Source organism: Streptomyces himalayensis subsp. himalayensis (assembly GCF_013778455.1).
Lineage (GTDB): Bacteria > Actinomycetota > Actinomycetes > Streptomycetales > Streptomycetaceae > Streptomyces > Streptomyces himalayensis.
On record NZ_JACEHE010000006.1, the window covers coordinates 187402 to 204681 of the forward strand.

The 17280-nt window shown below is 72.1% G+C and carries 16 protein-coding genes and 1 pseudogene; 7 read left to right on the plus strand and 10 right to left on the minus strand.

From position 1 onward, the window contains the following. Positions 1-126 precede the first annotated feature (126 nt). Complete coding sequence (locus H1D24_RS12515; protein WP_181657542.1) at positions 127-561, minus strand: recombinase family protein; 435 nt, start codon at positions 559-561, stop codon at positions 127-129. An 83-nt stretch (positions 562-644) separates the two neighbouring features. On the opposite strand from H1D24_RS12515, the pseudogene H1D24_RS12520 reads away from it, so the two are divergent. Further along, a pseudogene (locus H1D24_RS12520) lies at positions 645-1403 on the plus strand (MBL fold metallo-hydrolase); the annotation flags it as partial. Positions 1404-1858: 455 nt separating this feature from the next. Continuing rightward, positions 1859-2476 (plus strand): DedA family protein, encoded by a 618-nt coding sequence (locus tag H1D24_RS12525; RefSeq protein ID WP_181657692.1) that lies wholly within the window; start codon positions 1859-1861, stop codon positions 2474-2476. Positions 2477-2525: 49 nt separating this feature from the next. Here the strand turns inward: H1D24_RS12525 and H1D24_RS12530 are convergent, their stop codons facing one another. The 4 genes from H1D24_RS12530 to H1D24_RS12545 all read right to left on the minus strand — a co-directional run bounded on the left by H1D24_RS12530 (position 2526) and on the right by H1D24_RS12545 (position 7533). Beyond that, a complete protein-coding gene (locus tag H1D24_RS12530) occupies positions 2526-3878 on the minus strand; it encodes an MBL fold metallo-hydrolase (protein ID WP_258564020.1) in 1353 nt (450 codons plus the stop codon). Beyond that, a complete protein-coding gene (locus tag H1D24_RS12535; RefSeq protein WP_181657543.1) occupies positions 3875-5122 on the minus strand; it encodes an aminotransferase class I/II-fold pyridoxal phosphate-dependent enzyme in 1248 nt (415 codons plus the stop codon). The genes H1D24_RS12530 and H1D24_RS12535 overlap by 4 nt, the downstream gene beginning before the upstream one ends. Before the next feature lie 363 nt (positions 5123-5485). Continuing rightward, a complete protein-coding gene (locus H1D24_RS12540; protein ID WP_181657544.1) occupies positions 5486-6595 on the minus strand; it encodes a hypothetical protein in 1110 nt (369 codons plus the stop codon). A 230-nt stretch (positions 6596-6825) separates the two neighbouring features. Beyond that, complete coding sequence (locus H1D24_RS12545; RefSeq protein ID WP_181657545.1) at positions 6826-7533, minus strand: ANTAR domain-containing response regulator; 708 nt, start codon at positions 7531-7533, stop codon at positions 6826-6828. Between the two features lie 229 nt (positions 7534-7762). Here H1D24_RS12545 and H1D24_RS12550 point away from each other — a divergent pair, with 229 nt between their 5' ends. Further along, complete coding sequence (locus tag H1D24_RS12550; protein ID WP_181657546.1) at positions 7763-8908, plus strand: PAS domain-containing protein; 1146 nt, start codon at positions 7763-7765, stop codon at positions 8906-8908. 29 nt (positions 8909-8937) lie between these two features. Here H1D24_RS12550 and H1D24_RS12555 read toward each other — a convergent pair whose 3' ends face one another. Then, positions 8938-9735 (minus strand): RNA polymerase sigma factor SigF, encoded by a 798-nt coding sequence (locus H1D24_RS12555; RefSeq protein WP_181657547.1) that lies wholly within the window; start codon positions 9733-9735, stop codon positions 8938-8940. Positions 9736-10173: 438 nt separating this feature from the next. On the opposite strand from H1D24_RS12555, the gene H1D24_RS12560 reads away from it, so the two are divergent. Beyond that, entirely contained in the window at positions 10174-11970 is a 1797-nt protein-coding gene (locus tag H1D24_RS12560) for a thiamine pyrophosphate-requiring protein (protein WP_181657548.1), read from the plus strand. Positions 11971-12161: 191 nt separating this feature from the next. Here H1D24_RS12560 and H1D24_RS12565 read toward each other — a convergent pair whose 3' ends face one another. Beyond that, a complete protein-coding gene (locus H1D24_RS12565; RefSeq protein WP_181657549.1) occupies positions 12162-12299 on the minus strand; it encodes a hypothetical protein in 138 nt (45 codons plus the stop codon). 244 nt (positions 12300-12543) lie between these two features. On the opposite strand from H1D24_RS12565, the gene H1D24_RS12570 reads away from it, so the two are divergent. Continuing rightward, the gene (locus H1D24_RS12570) at positions 12544-12948 is read left to right on the plus strand and encodes a DUF2795 domain-containing protein (RefSeq protein ID WP_181657550.1); all 405 of its coding nucleotides are present in this window, start codon (positions 12544-12546) and stop codon (positions 12946-12948) included. A 95-nt stretch (positions 12949-13043) separates the two neighbouring features. Further along, on the plus strand, positions 13044-13484 hold the full coding sequence (locus H1D24_RS12575) for a CBS domain-containing protein (RefSeq protein ID WP_181657551.1): 441 nt from the start codon (positions 13044-13046) through the stop codon (positions 13482-13484). Positions 13485-13596: 112 nt separating this feature from the next. On the opposite strand, the gene H1D24_RS12580 is transcribed toward H1D24_RS12575, so the two are convergent. Both H1D24_RS12580 and H1D24_RS12585 read right to left on the minus strand, forming a co-directional pair. Beyond that, the gene (locus tag H1D24_RS12580; RefSeq protein ID WP_181657552.1) at positions 13597-14187 is read right to left on the minus strand and encodes a TIGR03086 family metal-binding protein; all 591 of its coding nucleotides are present in this window, start codon (positions 14185-14187) and stop codon (positions 13597-13599) included. Between the two features lie 5 nt (positions 14188-14192). Beyond that, the gene (locus H1D24_RS12585; protein WP_181657553.1) at positions 14193-14423 is read right to left on the minus strand and encodes a DUF6158 family protein; all 231 of its coding nucleotides are present in this window, start codon (positions 14421-14423) and stop codon (positions 14193-14195) included. 90 nt (positions 14424-14513) lie between these two features. Here H1D24_RS12585 and H1D24_RS12590 point away from each other — a divergent pair, with 90 nt between their 5' ends. Continuing rightward, positions 14514-15623 carry a baeRF2 domain-containing protein gene (locus H1D24_RS12590; RefSeq protein ID WP_181657554.1) on the plus strand — a complete coding sequence of 370 codons (1110 nt, stop codon included), beginning with the start codon at positions 14514-14516 and terminating at the stop codon, positions 15621-15623. A 4-nt stretch (positions 15624-15627) separates the two neighbouring features. Here the strand turns inward: H1D24_RS12590 and H1D24_RS12595 are convergent, their stop codons facing one another. Further along, positions 15628-17247: an ATP-binding cassette domain-containing protein gene (locus H1D24_RS12595; protein WP_181657555.1), complete on the minus strand. Its 1620-nt coding sequence runs from the start codon at positions 17245-17247 to the stop codon at positions 15628-15630. Positions 17248-17280: the final 33 nt, after the last annotated feature.

Genomic DNA, 17280 nt, shown 5'->3' on the forward strand with positions numbered 1-17280 from the left:
GCAAACGTTCCGCAGGGGCGATGGGGGTACCTCCCATGCCCTTAAGGCAATGGGGGAGGGTGGGCACAACCCTCGACGGCGGGGGCCGTGAAACGTCTGGTCGGCCACCGGCTACGGCGGCCGACCTCAGCAGCCGTCGTACCCCGCCGTCGGCATCGACAGCCGGCGGTGGATCCGCGCCTTCATCTCCGCGTCGTACGCCGGTTCGACCAGACCCGCCGTCTCCAGACGCACCCCCCGGCGAGCGCACTCGGCGGTGAACTCGTCCACGGACTGGAGAGCGCGCTCCAGCACGCGTCGGCTCGGTACGACGAACAGGTCCACCAGTCCCGCGTCGACGTCCGCCCACAGCGCGCGGTGGTCGGGGCGGAGGCCGTGCACGACCAGTTCACGGGTGACGACGTAGCCGTGCTCGGCGGCCCAGCGGGCGCACATCGCATGCTGGCTGCGCGAGTCCACCAGGAAAGGGTCGGCGTCGAGCTCCTCGAGAGGAGTCAGGCTCGCGATCGCCGTGACACGTACGCTGGGCACGCGGTCGGCAGCGCTCACCGCGTCCTCCATGGCGTCCACCTCACCCCCGGTTTCGTCCGCTGACCCTACCCCTGCCCGTAGGCTCGGGGGGAGTTACACGAAGGAGGAACCGCGTGCCGGTGGAGATCACCTGGTGGGGTCACGCCACCTGCACCGTCGAGGACTCGGGCACCCGCGTGCTGACCGACCCGCTGTTCACGCGGCGCCTGGCCCATCTGCGGCGCCGGCGCGGCGCGCTGCCGCCCGCCGAGGCGTCGATCGCGGACGTGGTGCTCGTCTCGCATCTGCACGCCGACCATCTGCATCTCCCGTCGCTCGTCCGGCTTGAGCCGGGCACCCGGCTGCTGGTGCCGCGCGGGGCACTGCGGGCCGTGCCGGGCCTGCGGAAGCTGAACCATCTGCATCTGACGGAGGTCCGGCCAGGCGACGAGACGGTGGTCGGCGAGCTCGTCGTACGCGCCGTGCCCGCACTGCACGACGGGCGGCGGCTGCCGTTCGGGCGGCAGCGCTCACCCGCCCTCGGCTATGTGATCGACGGCGAGGCGCGGACCTACTTCGCCGGGGACACCGGGCTGTTCGACGACATGGCCAAGGAGGTGGGCAACGTCGATGTGGCGCTGCTACCCGTGGGCGGCTGGGGTCCGTATCTCGGCCACGGCCATCTGGACGCGGGCCGCGCGGCCGAGGCGCTCGCCCGGCTGGCGCCCGGCAGCGCGGTGCCCGTGCACTACGGGACGTACTGGCCGATCGGCATGGACGCGGTACGGCCCCACGAGTTCCATGCGCCGGGCGACGAGTTCGTACGGCTGGCGGCGGCGCGGGCGCCCGAGGTGACGGTGCACGTGCTGGGGCACGGGGAGAGTGTGCGACCGGGGGACCCGCGGTCGGAGGCCCCGCCGGGCACGCGGTCCACGGGGTACGGCGGTTCGCCCGTCGGCACGTACGGTCCGGCGGCGGCGCGCCGAGCACGCGGCGACGACTCGTCGCGTGACCGGACCGGCGATACGCCGTCGCGCAGAGGGATCGGCGATGCGTCGTCACGTGAGCGGGCCGGCGAGGGGTCGTCGCACAGCCGGACCGGCGACGCCTCGTCACGCAGCAGGCCCGGCGAGACGTCGTCGCCCAGCCCGAGCGGCTATACGTCGCCGCGCAGCCGGACCGGCGACGCCTCGTCACGCAGTCGGGCCGACGATGCCTCGTCAGGTGGCCGGACCGGCCATACGTCGTCGCGTGACCGGAACGGCGAGGGACCGGAGGGCGGGGCCAGGTGAGCCGTGCGTTCCCCGGAGCGGTCGCCCTCGCGGCCGCGGCTCCGTCCACGGCCCAGCTGCCGCAGTGGGCAGCGGCGGCGGTGCCGCCGGAAACCACGCAGCAGGCGGTCGGATACCCGTCGCTGTTCCTTCTGGTGCTGATCGGCGCGCTGGTGCCCGTCGTGCCGACCGGGGCGCTCGTCAGCTCGGCGGCAGTGGTGGCGTTCCACCAGACGGCGCCGTTCTCGCTGCTGCTGGTCTTCGTCGTGGCGGCGCTGGCCGCGTTCCTCGGCGATGTGACCCTGTACTGGCTGGGGCGGCGCGGGATGCGGTCGAAGAACGGTTCGCGCTGGCTGGAGGCGATCCGCAGCCGCGCCCCCGAGGACCGGCTGGCACAGGCGCAGCGGAAGCTCGACGACCACGGGGTGATGGTGCTCGTCCTGTCCCGGCTGGTGCCCGCGGGCAGGCTCCCGGTGATGCTGGCCTGTTTGCTGGCGAAGATGCCGCTGCGCCGGTTCGCGCATGGCAATGTACCGGCGTGCCTCGCCTGGACGGCGACGTACCAGCTCATCGGCATCCTCGGCGGTTCCCTGTTCCCGGAGCCGTGGGAGGGTGTCGCGGCGGCGGTGGTGCTCACACTGCTGATCAGCATGGCACCGTCGGTGTGGCGGCGCCTGCGCGGGTCGACGGCCTAGCCGACGGTTCGGCCGGACCGGGCGGACCGGGCGGACCGGGCGCACGAGGTCACACCTCGAGCACCCGTGACCCGCCGACCGGCAGATCCCACAGGTCCTCGCGCGGGAGGCCCGCCTTCTCCCAGGCGGTCCGTACGCGCATCAGGGGTTCCATGACGGGTTCGGCCGAGAGCAGGAACGTCGCCCAGTGCATGGGCACCATGCGGCGCGCACCGAGATCCCGGGCCGCCTGAACCGCTTCCTCCGGATTGCAGTGGACGTCCCTGAGCCACCACCGAGGGTCGTACGCACCGATCGGCAGCAGCGCGAGGTCGATGCACGGGTAGCGGTGGCCGATACGCGAGAACCAGTGGCCGTAGCCGGTGTCCCCGGCGAAGTAGAGGCGCTGCCCGGCCGGATCGGTCAGCACCCAGCCGCCCCAGAGCGAGCGGCAGGTGTCGTTGAGGCGGCGCTTGGACCAGTGGTGGGCCGGGACGAAGTCGAATCGCACTCCGCCCAGCTCCGCGGCCTCCCACCAGTCGAGTTCCGTGACCCGCCTGAAGCGACGCCGCCGGAACCAGCGGGCGAGCCCAGCCGGCACGAACAGCGGGGTGTCACGCGGAAGCCGGGCAAGCGTGGGAGCGTCGAGATGGTCGTAGTGGTTGTGGCTGATGACGACCGCGTCGACGGCCGGCAGGGCGTCCCAGGCGACGCCCACCGGCGTCATACGGGCCGGCGTGCCGAGGATCTTGCGGGACCAGACGGGGTCGGTGAGCACGGTGAGCCCGCCGATACGGAGCACCCAGCTGGCGTGACCGGCCCAGGTGAGGGCGACGGTGTCGGAGTCGACGACGGGCAGCGGCCCCGGCTCGAACGGCAGCCGCGGAATGTCGAGGAGGTCTTCGGGCCGGGGCCGGAGCGCCCCTTCCCGAGCGAACCGCGCGAAGGCCCGGATCCCGGGCAGGGGCGCGGTCAGCCGGTCGACGAAAGATCTCGGCCAGAGGCGGAGCTCCCCGAGGGGCCGGGGCGAGGGGAGGGCGCCCGGCGGGGCGAGGGCCCCCGGCGCGGCAGGTCGGCCGGGCGCAGTGGTGCGGCTGATGGTTCCCCTGGCACCGTGGGCGGTGCGCTGCCCGGGCGTGTCGGCCTCCCCGAGGGCGGCGGGGCGAGTGACGGTTGCGCCTTGCGCGCCAAGCCCCTCGACGGCGTCGAGCTGGACCGGCGCCGCGGACTCCGCCAGCGATTCGGCCCCGGCGGACGCACCGCGCTCGCCCGCCCGTGTCCCGACGGGCGCCCCTGGCGCGGCGTCGCCCTCCCCGGTCGAGCGCCGTGCCGACGGCGCGGCGTCCGTCCCGGTAGCCCCCTCTCCTGACGGCTCGTCGGTCTGCTCGGTCTGCTGCGTCGTCGACGGGTGGTGCTGCGTCATCTAGGCGGCTCCATTCGCTGGGCGTCGGCGCGGAGATCGTCCAGTACCGATCCGAACATGCTCAACGCACGCTCGACAGACGGCAATTCCAGCGGGTCCGCTGCCGTGAGCGACTCGGCCCGCTCCTCTTCCGTGGCGCCCAGCAACGGCCCGGTGGACATCCGGATGCGCAGCTCTCCGATGTGGTCGCCGAAGCGGTGGCCGCCGGGTACGGGCAGGTCCAGGCGCCGGGTGAGGAAGTCCTCCAGTTCCTGCGCGTCGCTGACGCCCCGCGCGGCGAGCGCGGACCGCAGCGGCCCGAGGTCGGCGTAGAGATGGCGTCCGGCCTGCGGGGGCAGGGCCAGTCCGCCCGCCGCCAGCACGGCCTGGTGCGCGGCGGCCGCCACGCGCGCGTGCACCCGCACCTCGGCGGCCAGGCGCGCCGTGACCGCCTCGGGCTCACCGAGGGTGTACGCGGCGGCCGCGGCGGTCGGCGTGGCGACGTGGGCGCCGATCGCGGTGAGCACGTCGAGCACCCGGTTCCGCAGGTCGAAGCCGTCGTCCGTGGCGGGGAAGCGGGCGATCGCAGCCGGCCAGCCGACGGGCAGCAGCGCCCCGGAGAGGTCGCACAGGACCGTGACCTGCGCGGGCAGCATGTCGGCCGGGCTCACGACGACGGTCTCGTGCGGCCGGTGCACCGTGTCGCGCCACGTCTCGTCGCTGACGATGTGCAGACCCTCGCCCACGGCGGCCTCGACGGTCTCGTGGAGCACCTCCGGCGGCGGCACGGTCGCGGTGGGGTCGTCCGCGACGCCGAGCACGAGCACCCGCGGGTTTCCGCCTTCGGCACGGACCCGGCGTACGGTCTCGAGCAGGGCGTACGGATCGGGGATGCCGCCACACTCGGCAGGCGTCGGTACGTGGAACACCGACCTGCCCAGCAGTCGCGCCGTCGGCGCCCACCAGGCGGGGCAGGGACGTGGCAGGAACACGTCGCCGGCGAGCGCGCCGGTCAGGGCAAGCAGCAGCGCGGGTGCGCCGGGAGCGGCAGCGACATGGCCCGGGTGGCAGGACAGACCGCGGCGCTGCCAGTAGCCGCCGACGGCCTCCAGGAGTGCCGGGCCGCCACCGGTCGGTTCCGCGTGACCGACGCCCGCCGCCGCTGCCAGCACCGCGGACAGCTCAGGCAGTACCGGCAGCCCCTGCTCGGTGATCGGCGGGCCGTACCGGACGGGGCCGTGCCCCCCTTGGTCCGTCCGCCGCATGCGTTACCTCCGCGCGCCCGCTGTCGTCCTGCCGGTTGCTGTTCGGTTCCCGTGCCTTCGGTGTCCGTACGGCTGTTCTCACGTGCTCGCACGCCCGCCGCGGCACGTGACCGAACGCTTGTCCATACGGCCCCGTTGGCTCTTCATGGCCTCTCAGTACCCAGCGTCCCGCTGCTCCAATTCGGCGGCACGTGCCGCAGGCTGTCCCACGGCCGGCACCGCGACTGCCGCCTCGACGTTCCCGCACGCCGCCGTGGCCGTTGCGCGAAAGGCGGGCCGATTGCGTACCGCGACTGTCGCGGGGTGTGCGAGCCGCGCGTACGGCGGGTCCGACCGCCGGTCGTCCGACGGCCGCCGGGCGCGTCAGCGATACTCGCTCCCCTCCCGGCGGTACACCCTGTAGACACCGGCACCGACGGCCCCCGCGATCAGCACACCACCGCTGATCATCGCGGCTGGGGATCCGGCGAAGGTGCCGCCGTCCCCTGCGTGTACGCCGCGCGGCATGTTCCCGTCGGTGTTCCCCACGTCGTCAGGGCTCCTGGGACCGGCCGGGTCGGGGTCCTCAGGCCCCGTGGGATCCTTCTGGCCACCGGGATCCTTGCCGAGAGGTTCCTCGCGTCCGGGGTCTTTGCCTCCGGGGTCCTTGCCTCCTGGGTCCTTGCCTCCGGGGTCCTTGCCTCCGGGATAGCTGCCGCCGGCGTCCTTGCCGACGGGCTCGTCGGGCGTCCCGGAATCTCTCCCGCCACCAGGTTTCTCGGACGCCTCCGGATCTCTGCCGCCACCAGGCTCCTTCGGCGCGCCACCAGGTTGCCTGGGCGCGGCCGGGTCGTTCCGGCCCTCGGCGTCCTTCTGGCCGCCGGGTGCCTCCGGACCCCCGGATTCCTTCAGCCCTTCGGGCTCCTTTGGTACGTCTGGTACGTCGTATTCATCCGGGCCTTGGGACTCGCCCACACCCTCGTACGTGGACCCACCCTCGTGCTCGTCCGGGACCTCGGTTTCGTCAGTGCCCTCTGTTGCCTCTGTGCCCTCGGTTTCGTCTGTGCTCCCGTATGCGTCCTCGTCCTCGTCCCCGGATCTGCCCCCGTCGTATTCGTATTCGTCCACGCTCTCGGACTCGACCGGCCCCGCGGACTCCACCGGACTGTCGTACTGTTCCAAGCCCTCGGTAGCACCCGACTCCCCCTCATAGCCCTGGACTTGGGGATCCTTCACCCCACCGGATCTCTTCGGCGCCTTGGGCTCCTCCGGGCCCCCGGATTCGCGTGCCTCGGGAGCCCGGGACTTTTCCGGCCCCTCCGGCTCGCCCTGCCCACGGGGATCCCGCGACGCGTCCCCCTCCCCCGGACCCGCCTCGTACGGCCCGGCGTCAACCCCGTACGCCTCAGTCCCCACCGCTTGGGCGACGGGCGCGGTGCCGGCCACGGCGGCCGAGGCCAGGACGGTGGCGGCGAGGGCGCGGGCAGTGCGCATGAGCGGGCTCCTTCGACCGGCGTCGCGGCGGGCACGGCGGGTCCGTGCCCCGCACCCCCCATCAGAGCCCGCCCACCGGCGATGCGCGCGCGGCCTTGCCCCATTCGCGCTACCTACGAAGCCAGCCGTGTGACGACAGGGCTCCGGCACAGCAAGCACAAACGACACAGGCTGGTCCCGGCCGGAGGGCCGGGACCAGGGCGCTGTCAGCTCGCCGACCAGGGGCGCCGTCAGCCCGCCAGCGACATCAGTTCCTTCTCGAGTCCCCGGCCGCGCGTGTCCACCAGGCCCGACGCCACATCGGAGAGTTTGCGGTTGGTGGCCTGGGAGATCCGCTTGAGGATCGCGAAGGCCTCGTCGGCGTCGCAGCCCAGGACATGCATGACGATGCCGCAGGCCTGGTCGACCAGGGGGCGCGAACGCAGGGCGGCGCCGAGGTGGTCGACCTCGGTGAGTGCCGCCCGGTAGGAGCGGTCGCGTACGAGGCAGCTGGCGGCGAGATCACCAAGTGCCTGGGCGGGCCCGTGCGCGGCCCCTTCCAGGGCGCCGGGGCGGAAGCTGTACAGGCTGAGCGTGACCGTGAGATGGGGGCGCCGGAACGGCAGCGTGACACAGGCACGCACGCCCGAGTCGAGGGCTACGGCGCGGTACTCCGGCCACCGGCGTTCGTTCAGCAGATCCTCGGCGCCCACCGGTTCGCCGCGCTCCTCAGCCGCCGGTATCGGCCCCTCGCCGGAACGCAGCTGGACGGAGACGAGCCCGGCCAGATCAGGGTGGGTCACCGCGGCGGGCCGCTCCGAGCCGCCGTCGGACGCCGTCGTACCCGCGCCACAGCAGGCGGTGGTACAGCGGGCCGCCTGTTCGGCGAGTTCCGAGAGCCTTCGCCCCGGAAGGGCGGATTCGGGGGATTCCGGTCCGAGGAATTCGGGTTCCGGCATGCTGTGGCCTCCTCTCCTGCTGATGCTTTCGCTGATGCTCTCGTGTGCTGATGCTCGCGTGCCGATGCACTCTTGCTGATGCTTTCGCTGGTGCTCTCTGGCTGGTGCGCGCTGTTCTCCTGCCGCTGGCCGGCTCTTGCTGCTGCTGCCCGGACGAACGACCGAAAAACGCACGGTCCGGATTTCTGCCGCCTCCCCGAACGCGGTCTCGACGGGATACGTTCATGGCATGGCGCAGACGGACGAGTTCGGTGAGGAGCTCGCGGATTTCGTACGCCGCGTCGCGGAACTGAAGGCGGCCCGCTCCGTCCCGACGCATGAGCTGTCTCCGGTTCTCGATGCGGCGATCTTCGAGCTCGATCATGTAGCCGACCAGCTGTGGCCCTGGTACGAGCGGCTTACCGCCGGCGCCTCTGGGGGCGCTTCCCCAGGCACCCGTCCGGCCAACGACCGTCAGGAGCAGCAGTTGCTGCGCGCGGTCTTCCAGCGGTTTCCGCTGCCGGTGGCGCTCGTGGACAGGGAGACGGTCGTACGCCGACTGAACTTCGCGGCGACCGGGTTCTCCGGTGTCCGCGCGGGATACGCGACCGGGCGCCCTCTCACCGGATTCCTCGCGCACGCCGACCGTGCCGCGTTCCGGTCCCAGGTGGCGGCCGTGGCGCGGGGTGACGGTGACCGGAGCCTGACCGTCCATCTGCAGCAGCGCCCTTCGGCACCAGTCCGTGCGTCGCTCACCGCGCTGCGGCCGAGCTCGGAACCGCGTACCGCGGTCCTCGTCGTACTGCAGCCCGGCGCCGGCAGCCGGCTGGCCATGCCCGACAGCTCGCCGGGCCCGGGCGCGGTGCCCGATCTCGCCGAGACGACGCGGCACGCGGCGCTGATGGACCTGGTGGACGCGATGGCCACGTCCTTGCTGTCCGCGCCGCCCGGCGACGCGGCCGACGCGCTGGAGCGGGCGGCCCGGGTTCTCCACGGCCGGTTCGCCGACTGGGTGGTGGCCGACTCGGGCGCCGCGCATCTGACGCGTACGACGGTGCTCGGCCCGCCGGGCGCGGACATCGCGGCCGTCACGGAACAGGACCCCGCCGCGTGCCCCCTCGTCGTCGAGGCGGCACGCGGCGGGTCCACGGCCCTGCAGGTGCGTCCGGAGGACCCGGAGGGCTTCGGCGTGGACACGACCGGCGCCCCCGTTCTCGTACGGGCGGATGTGACCTCGCTGCTGTGCGTCCCGCTGGCCGCCCATACGGGCGGGGCGGTGCAGGGGGTCCTCACGCTCTTCCGGACGGGTGCGCGGCTGGCGTTCTCCCTGGCCGAGGCGAAGGCCATCGACATGATGTCGCGCCATATCGCCCTGGCGATGCGCCGCCGCGGCTGACCGCCCACCGGCAGGAAGCCACCCAGCGGCTACGCCGCCTCGCTCAGTACCTGGTCGCGCATCTTCTCGCAGCAGCGGCTGATCAGCCGGGAGACGTGCATCTGGGAGATGCCGAGCTGCTCGGCGATGCGGCTCTGTGTCATGTCGCCGAAGAACCGCATGTAGAGGATCGTGCGCTCGCGCTCGGGCAGCTGCTGCAGACGCGGCTTGACGGCCTCGCGGTCGATGACCACGTCGAGCGCCGGGTCCGGGGCGCCGAGCGCGTCGCGCAGCGCGTATCCGTCCTCGCTGCCCGGCAGTTCGGCGTCCAGGGACAGGGCGGTGAAGCTCTCCAGCGCCTCCAGACCGACCAGCACGTCCTCATGGCTCATGTGGGCGTGCTCGGCGATCTCGGCGACGGTGGGCATCCGCCCGGAGACGGACTGGGACAGGTCCTGGCACGCGAAGCGCACCCGGTTACGGAGGTCCTGGACGCGGCGCGGTACGTGGAGGGTCCACATGTGGTCGCGGAAGTGCCGCTTGATCTCACCGGTGACGGTGGGCACGGCGTAGCTCTCGAAAGCGGAACCGCGTGCCGGGTCGTACCGGTCCACCGCCTTGACGAGGCCGAGCGCAGCGACCTGGCGCAGATCCTCCAGGGACTCGCCGCGGCCGCGGAACCGTCCGGCGAGCCGTTCGGACATGGGGAGCCAGGCCTCGACGATCTCCTGGCGCAACGCGTCACGCTCGGGTCCGTCGGGCAGCTCTGCGAGCTTGCGGAAGGCCTCAGAGGTGTCGGGTGCGTCGTCGTGCGGGTGCTGCTTCTTCGCTTGTGCCTGGGTTCGCATGGTGCGTCGCGCTCCCTTGTGTGGGTGCCTGCGATTGGCCGGTCACCGTGGGAGGGGCACTCGAGCCGCGCGGACACACCCGGGGCGAATGATCTCCGTCTCCCACGGACGTGCCTCCGGTCCGAAGCACTGATCTGCGCCTGCCCCTATGCGGGGGACGCAAACACCGGCTGCGCCGTCGGGTTCGCCGTCGATGTGCCGGACGGTGCCGGGGGGCGCCGCTGCCCGGCCACTGCCGCGGGCGAGGCGCGGGCAGGTATCACGGCTACCGCCGCGGCCGAGGCGCGGCCAGGCATCGGTCACCGCCTCGGGCGAGGCGCGGCCAGGTACTCGGCCACCGCCCCGGGCCGAGGCCCGGCCAGGTTTCCGCGCAGGCGGCGTGGTGACCCGGTGCGGTGGTGTCACCGTCCGTCCCCACCCCGTTCCGGGAGGTCCCTCATGAGCACCAAGGTCGCCGATCACATCCTCGCCAGGCTGCGCGAGTGGGGTGTGGAGCATGTCTTCGGATATCCCGGGGACGGCATCAACGGCCTGCTCGCCGCCTGGGGCCGGGCCGAGAACCAGCCGCGCTTCATCCAGTCGCGGCACGAGGAGATGTCCGCGTTCGAGGCGGTCGGCTATGCGAAGTTCGGCCACCGGCTCGGGGTGTGCGCGGCCACGTCAGGGCCAGGCGCGATCCACCTCCTCAACGGCCTCTACGACGCCAAGCTCGACCATGTGCCGGTGCTGGCGATCGTCGGGCAGACCCACCGCACCGCGATGGGCGGCTCCTACCAGCAGGAGGTCGACCTGCACACACTCTTCAAGGACGTCGCCTCCGACTTCGTGGAGACGGTGACGGTGCCCGAGCAGCTGCCGAACGTCCTGGACAGGGCCATCCGCACCGCGTACGCGCGCCGCTGCCCCACCGCCGTGATCATCCCGGGCGATGTCCAGGAGCTGGACTACTCACCGCCCACACACGAGTTCAAGATGGTGCCCTCCAGCCTCGACCGCAGCGGCTGGACGGCGGTGCCGTCCCAGACGTCGCTGGAGCGGGCCGCCGAGGTGCTGAACGCGGGCGACAAGGCCGCGATCCTGATCGGCCAGGGCGCGGCGGGTGCTCGGGCCGAGGTCGAGGAGATCGCCGAGCTGCTCGGCGCGGGCGTCGCGAAGGCGCTGCTCGGCAAGGACGCGCTCAGCGACGAACTGCCGTACGTCACGGGCGCGATCGGCCTGCTGGGCACCCGCCCTTCGTACGAAATGATGCGCGACTGCGACACCCTCCTGACGATCGGCTCGTCCTTCCCCTACACACAGTTCCTGCCGGAGTTCGGCAAGGCGCGCGCGGTGCAGATCGACATCGATCCGCACATGGTCGGGATGCGCTATCCGTACGAGGTGAATCTGGTCGGCGACGCGAAGGCCACGTTGCAGCGGCTGATTCCGCTGCTGGACAGGGACCGCGGGCGCGAGTGGTTCGACGAGCTGTGCGCGAGTGTCGCGCGGTGGCGTGAGGTGATGGAGCGGCGCGCGGGCCTGTCGGCGGACCCGGTGAACCCCGAGTACGTGGCACAGGCCCTGGACCCGATGCTGCCGGACAACGCGATCATCACCTCCGACTCCGGCTCGGTCGCCAACTGGTACGCCCGGCACCTGACGATGCGGGGTGACATGCGGTCTTCGCTCTCGGGGACGCTGGCGACGATGGGCTGCGGAGTGCCGTATGCGATCGGTGCGAAGTTCGCGCATCCGGACCGGCCCGCGCTTGCGCTCGTCGGGGACGGTGCGATGCAGATGAACGGCTTGGCCGAACTGATCACCGCGGCCAAGTACCGGCATCAGTGGGAGGACCCGCGGCTGGTCGTCGGGGTCTGGAACAACGGGGACCTGAACCAGGTGACGTGGGAGCTGCGCGCCATGGGCGGCGCCCCGTCGTTCCTGCCCTCGCAGGAGCTGCCGGACGTGCCGTACGCGGCGTTCGCCCGGTCGATCGGGCTGACCGGCGTACGCGTGGAGAAGCCCGAGGACGTCGAGGCGGGCTGGCGCGCGGGCCTGGAGGCCGAGGGGCCCGCGGTGATCGAGTTCCTCACGGATCCGTCGGTGCCGCCGATTCCGCCGCATGCGACGTGGGAGCAGATGGAGGCGACGGCCGAGTCCCTGCTCAAGGGCGACGCGGAGCGTAAGTCGGTACTCCGGCAGGGGCTGAAGGCGAAGGTGCAGGAGTTCCTGACGGGGAGCGGCAGGCAACGCTAGTCGGCTGTTGAACGGCAGCGAAGAGTCCTCCGTACCCCCACCGGGCCGCCGCTGTCCCGCCGGGATGGGGTCGGCCTGCCGCGTCCGGTCCCGCCGGGATGGGGTCGGCCTGCCGCGTCCGCCGCCGCCCGCACAGGGCGGGGGCGGACGTGCGTCACAGCGGGCGCACACCTGGACAGCGCACGCGGTGTTCAGGTGTGTCGCAGGGCGGCGCCGTGAGGTTGCTGCTCCGCGTCCTCGGCGGGCGGCAGCACCCATTCCTCGTACCGGCCGAGCGCCAGGACCGCCCCGAGCATCAGTACCGGAATGATCACTGCGAGCACCATCATGGCCGTGTCCCTTCCCCGATGTTCCCGAGGGTGGTCGCGGGGGGTGTCCGCACCGGGTCTCCCCGTGTCTGCCAGGCAAACCACAGCCGTGGAAATCAAGCGCAGTCGGAGACAAGAGCAATCGGAAACCAGCCAGTCGGACACGGCGATGCCGGGACGACTTCGGTCGCGTGCCCGCGCGCGTGTCGACGCCAGTCGGTCGGGTACTCGTAGACAACTCCCCCGAGCGACTGGAGGGAAAAAGATGCAGCGAGGCAGCGACCGGCTCAGCGTCCACAAGGACGAGGAGATGAAGCACGAACTGAAGGGCTGGCTCCGGTCGGGCCACCCCACCCGGACGGAGGAGTGGCACGACCCGGAGCCGACCGCCGACGACGATCCGGAGGTCGTCAACGGGCCGGTGACACCGGGCCGTTCACCGGGGCCAGTGGCGGTCATGCGCTACGAGCTCGCGCGGCACCTGGGACGCACCGCCTTCCCGGCCGACTCCGCCAAGCTTGCGCGCACGCTGCGCAAGCGGCACGCGCCCGACGCGCTGATCGAGCCGGTCGAGCGGCTCCGCCGGGGCACCGTCTACCAAACCGTGCAGGAACTCGCCCATGCCCTGGTCCGTGAGCAGGAGGGGCCGCGGCAGACGCCAGGCCGGTAGGAGGAATGAGGCCTCGCCACAAGGGTACTGCGGGCGGGGTCACGGTCAAGTGGCCGTACCCCTGCAGGCGATGGAACGCAGAAAGGTCCAGGAACATGGCCGATTTCGTGAGGGAAGTCATGACGTCGGGCGTCGTCGCGGTACGTCCGGACGCCTCGCTCGTCGAAGCCGCGCAGCTCATGCGGGCACAGGACATCGGCAATGTCCTGGTCGCCGACGACCAGAACGTCCTGGGGGTGCTCACGGACCGGGACATCGCATTGCGTGCGGTCGCCGACGGAGCCGACCCCCTGACCGTGAGCGCCCAGTCCGTGTGCACCCCGAACCCGGTCGTCATCGGGCCGGACGACGCGGTGTCGGCCGCCGTGCACCTGATGCGGGACCACGCCGTGCGCCGGCTGCCGGTCGTCGATAACGGCCGTCCGGTGGGGATGGTGAGCCTCGGGGACCTGGCGGTCGCGCAGGACCCGTCCTCCGCGCTCGCCGACATCAGCCGTGCGGAGCCAGGCAGTTCGGGCGCGACGGCCCGCTCCTGACCGGCGCACGTGCACAGCAGGGCAGACAGCAGACCGCCCGGCAGGGCAGACAGCAGACACAGTGCAGCCAGCAGACTGCAGATTTAACTGCAGATTCAGGGGCTGAGCGGCCTTACGGTCGCCGCCCCAGCAGGCACAGCAGCTTGGTCTGCACATCCGCACCCGCCGGCGCTTCCACCGGCGCGGCGAACAGGCCGCTCTTCTCCAACTCGGCCGCGTACGGCGTGATTTCCCGGACCGCGAAGTTGACCAGCTCCACAGGAAGGCGCTCGTCGGCCCCGATCGCGCGTGACAGGTCCCAGGCGTGCACCACAAGGTCCGCGGTCATCTGCGAGCAGTAGTTCGATGCGCGGGTGTCGCCGTACGAGAGATGGACGATGCGGTCGAGGGCGGCGTGGGTGTGGAAGGCCCTTCGCGACGCATCGGCCGCATGCTCCCAGGACGCGACAGGCTCGTGGCCCAGCATGTCGCCGTCGAAGGTGTCGCCCACCGCCTCGATGGCCGCGCCGTACACGACCAGCGGCGACACCCACAGCTGCTCGGCTGTCACGTGATTGACCAGGTCATGGACGGTCCACTCGGTACACGGAGTCGGCGCGTCCCACTGGTCCGAACGGACGGCCCGCACCCGTTCCGTGAACAGATCCAGCGCTTCGGAGTGCCGCGCGAGCAGCGGATTCTCTGCCCTCGCCTTCTCTGCCATCGCCGTCACCGTCCGCATTCCCTCTCCCGCGCGCCCGCACGGGTACGGCCATGGGCCACGGGCCTGCGCGGGTGGCGGCGCAGGTACTCGCCCTCCAGCTGCGCCATGCGCTCGTTGTGGGCGCGCAGCGCGTCGTTGGACCCGTGCAGCAACGTGTCGTGACGGGTGCGGTGGATCGTCTCCAGCTCCTTCATGAGCTGCTGGTCGTCCAGTCGGACCGGGTCGACTCCATCCATGTCGGCACCCCATTCGCAATCGTGTCGTTCCCTACGTACCGGGTACCCGAACCGCCACGAACGGCACAGGACGGCGTCCGGGAGGAAGCCATGGATCTCGAGTTCCTCAATCCACTCTACGAACATCCCGGGCCGTGGGCCTCCGTGTACGCCGACACCTCGCGGCGCACCGAGTCCACGCCCGACGAGCGATCACTCGAGGCCCTGTCCGTGTCCCGCACCCTGGCCGAGCAGGGGGCCGACGAGGCCACGTGCCGAGCCGTCCGCACGGCGATGGAGGACCTGCGGCTCTCCACCGAGCCGTTCGGGCGAGCCCTGTTCGCCACGGCCGGAACCGTCGTCCTGGATCCGCCCCTGACCGTGGCGCCGGGCGGCGACCAGGTGCACTGGGGAGCCTTGCCGCACACGGCGCCGCTGCTGGAGCTGGCCGGGGAGGACCCGGTGTGCCTGGTGGCGTACGTCGACCGGCGGGGCGCCGATTTCGAGCTGCGCGCCGCGCGGGGCACCCAGGACGCCGGTGCGGTGGCCGGACGGCAGTGGCCGGTGCACCGTACGGCCTCCTCGGACTGGTCCGAGCGCCACTTCCAGCTGCGGGTCGAGAACACCTGGGAGCACAACGCCGCGGAGATCGCCGACGCGCTCACCGTGTGCCAGGAGGAGACCAGGGCCGAGCTGCTGATCCTGGTGGGCGACGACCGCCAGCGGCGTGCGGTGCACGAACGGCTGCCGCAGCGGTTGCACCCCCAGACGGTGGAGGCCGCGCACGGCGCGACGAGCCGGCTGCTTGACGAGGAGGTCGACCAGGCCCGCGCCGACCATGCGCGGCGCCGGGCGGCGGAGGACCTGGAGCGGTTCCTGGCCGCCCTCGCCCCGGACGAGGAGGGCCGCACCGGCGCGGTGGAGGGGGTGCCGGCGCTGATCGAGGCCGCACGGGAGCACCGCATCGCCGAACTGCTGGTCCGGCCGGGCGCGCCCGACGCCCGGCGCGAGGTCTGGGTCGGCCCGGACCCGGACCAGCTGGCCGTACGCCGTACGGAGGTCAAGGAGCCGCTGGGCGAACCGGAGCCTCAGCCGGCCCGCGCGGACGACGCGCTGCTGCGTTCCGCGGTGGCGACGGACGCCGAGGCCCGCTCCCTCGCGACGGCCCGCCCACTGGACTCTCCAGCGGGCGGCCTGGGGGCGCTACTGCGCTGGAGGTGACACGTCAGCGGGTGCGCTCCACCCGCCTCTCGTCCCACACGGGCTCCGCGGTCTCGCGCACACGACCATCGCTGCCGAAGACCAGATACCGGTCGAACGAACGAGCGAACCATCGGTCGTGGGTCACGGCGAGCACCGTCCCCTCGTACGCCTCAAGGCCCTCCTGAAGCGCTTCGGCCGACTCCAGGTCGAGGTTGTCCGTCGGCTCGTCAAGCAGGAGAGCCGTCGTGCCCGCGAGCTCGAGGAGCAGGATCTGGAAGCGGGCCTGCTGCCCACCCGACAGCCTCTCGAAGCGCTGTTCCGCCTGCCCGGTCAGCTCGTAGCGGCGCAGCCGTGACATGGCGGCCCCCCGGTCCTTGGCGTGCTCGCGCCACAGGATGTCGAGCAGCGTACGTCCCTCCAGTTCCGGGTGGGCGTGCGTCTGCGCGAAGTGCCCGGGCACAACGCGGGCCCCCAGCTTCCACTCCCCCGCATGGCGGACGCCGTCTCCGGCCAGCAGCCGCAGGAAGTGGGACTTGCCGGAGCCGTTCGAACCGAGCACCGCGACCCGCTCGCCGTAGAAGACCTCCAGGTCGAACGGTTTCATCAGGCCCGTGAGCTCCAGGCCCTTACAGGTGACGGCGCGTACGCCGGTGCGGCCGCCGTGCAGGCGCATCGTGATGTCCTGCTTGCGCGGCGGCTCGGGCGGCGGGCCCGCCTCCTCGAATTTCCGCAGCCGCGTCTTCGCCGCCTGGTAGCGGGACGCCATCTCGTCGCTCCGCTTCGCGTACTGCTGCATGTCGAGGACGAGCTTCTTGAGCTGTGCGTGCTTCTCGTCCCAGCGCCGCCGCAGCTCCTCGAACCGCTCGAACCGCTCACGCCGCGCCTCGTGGTACGTCGCGAACGAGCCGCCGTGCACCCAGACGTCGCTGCCGGCCGGGCTCGGCTCCACGCTTGCGATCTTCTCGGCAGCCCGGGCGAGGAGTTCACGGTCGTGCGAGACGAAAAGCACCGTCTTGCGGGTCTCGCGAAGCCGTTCCTCGAGCCAGCGTTTGCCGGGCACGTCGAGGTAGTTGTCCGGCTCGTCGAGGAGCAGCACCTCGTCGGTGCCGCGCAGCAGCGCCTCCAGGACGAGGCGTTTCTGCTCGCCGCCGCTGAGCGTGCGCACCTCGCGCCACTGCGCCTTCTCGTACGGGACGCCGAGCGCGGCCGTGGTGCACATGTCCCAGAGCGTCTCGGCCTCGTACCCCCGCGCCTCGGCCCAGTCGGAGAGCGCCTGGGCGTACTGCAGCTGCGCGGCCTCGTCGTCGACCGTCATGATCGCGTGCTCGGCTGCGTCGACCGCCTCGGCGGCCTGGCGGATACGGGGTGGCGCGACCGAGACGAGCAGGTCGCGCACGGTCGTGGCATCGCGCACCGAACCCACGAACTGCGGCATCACTCCGAGCCCGCCGCTGACCGTGACGGTGCCGCCGTGCGGCTTGAGCTCGCCGGAGATCAGCCTCAGCAGGGTCGTCTTGCCCGCGCCGTTCGGCCCCACCAGGGCGACCGCCGCCCCTTCGCCGACCCTGAACGAGACATCGCCGAGCAACGCCCTCCCGTCCGGCAGGTAGTACTCGAGATGCGCCGCTTCCAGATGCCCCATGGTCGCGGATTGTGACGGGCCCCGAGGGGCGTC

Bases quoted from the DNA above. Each gene is read 5' to 3' on its own strand.
- H1D24_RS12515 (WP_181657542.1), bottom strand. From the start codon at position 561: ATGGAGGACGCGGTGAGCGCTGCCGACCGCGTGCCCAGCGTACGTGTC.
- H1D24_RS12530 (WP_258564020.1), bottom strand. From the start codon at position 3,878: ATGACGCAGCACCACCCGTCGACGACGCAGCAGACCGAGCAGACCGAC.
- H1D24_RS12535 (WP_181657543.1), bottom strand. From the start codon at position 5,122: ATGCGGCGGACGGACCAAGGGGGGCACGGCCCCGTCCGGTACGGCCCG.
- H1D24_RS12540 (WP_181657544.1), bottom strand. From the start codon at position 6,595: ATGCGCACTGCCCGCGCCCTCGCCGCCACCGTCCTGGCCTCGGCCGCC.
- H1D24_RS12545 (WP_181657545.1), bottom strand. From the start codon at position 7,533: ATGCCGGAACCCGAATTCCTCGGACCGGAATCCCCCGAATCCGCCCTT.
- H1D24_RS12550 (WP_181657546.1), top strand. From the start codon at position 7,763: ATGGCGCAGACGGACGAGTTCGGTGAGGAGCTCGCGGATTTCGTACGC.
- H1D24_RS12555 (WP_181657547.1), bottom strand. From the start codon at position 9,735: ATGCGAACCCAGGCACAAGCGAAGAAGCAGCACCCGCACGACGACGCA.
- H1D24_RS12560 (WP_181657548.1), top strand. From the start codon at position 10,174: ATGAGCACCAAGGTCGCCGATCACATCCTCGCCAGGCTGCGCGAGTGG.
- H1D24_RS12565 (WP_181657549.1), bottom strand. From the start codon at position 12,299: ATGATGGTGCTCGCAGTGATCATTCCGGTACTGATGCTCGGGGCGGTC.
- H1D24_RS12570 (WP_181657550.1), top strand. From the start codon at position 12,544: ATGCAGCGAGGCAGCGACCGGCTCAGCGTCCACAAGGACGAGGAGATG.
- H1D24_RS12575 (WP_181657551.1), top strand. From the start codon at position 13,044: ATGGCCGATTTCGTGAGGGAAGTCATGACGTCGGGCGTCGTCGCGGTA.
- H1D24_RS12580 (WP_181657552.1), bottom strand. From the start codon at position 14,187: ATGGCAGAGAAGGCGAGGGCAGAGAATCCGCTGCTCGCGCGGCACTCC.
- H1D24_RS12585 (WP_181657553.1), bottom strand. From the start codon at position 14,423: ATGGATGGAGTCGACCCGGTCCGACTGGACGACCAGCAGCTCATGAAG.
- H1D24_RS12590 (WP_181657554.1), top strand. From the start codon at position 14,514: ATGGATCTCGAGTTCCTCAATCCACTCTACGAACATCCCGGGCCGTGG.
- H1D24_RS12595 (WP_181657555.1), bottom strand. From the start codon at position 17,247: ATGGGGCATCTGGAAGCGGCGCATCTCGAGTACTACCTGCCGGACGGG.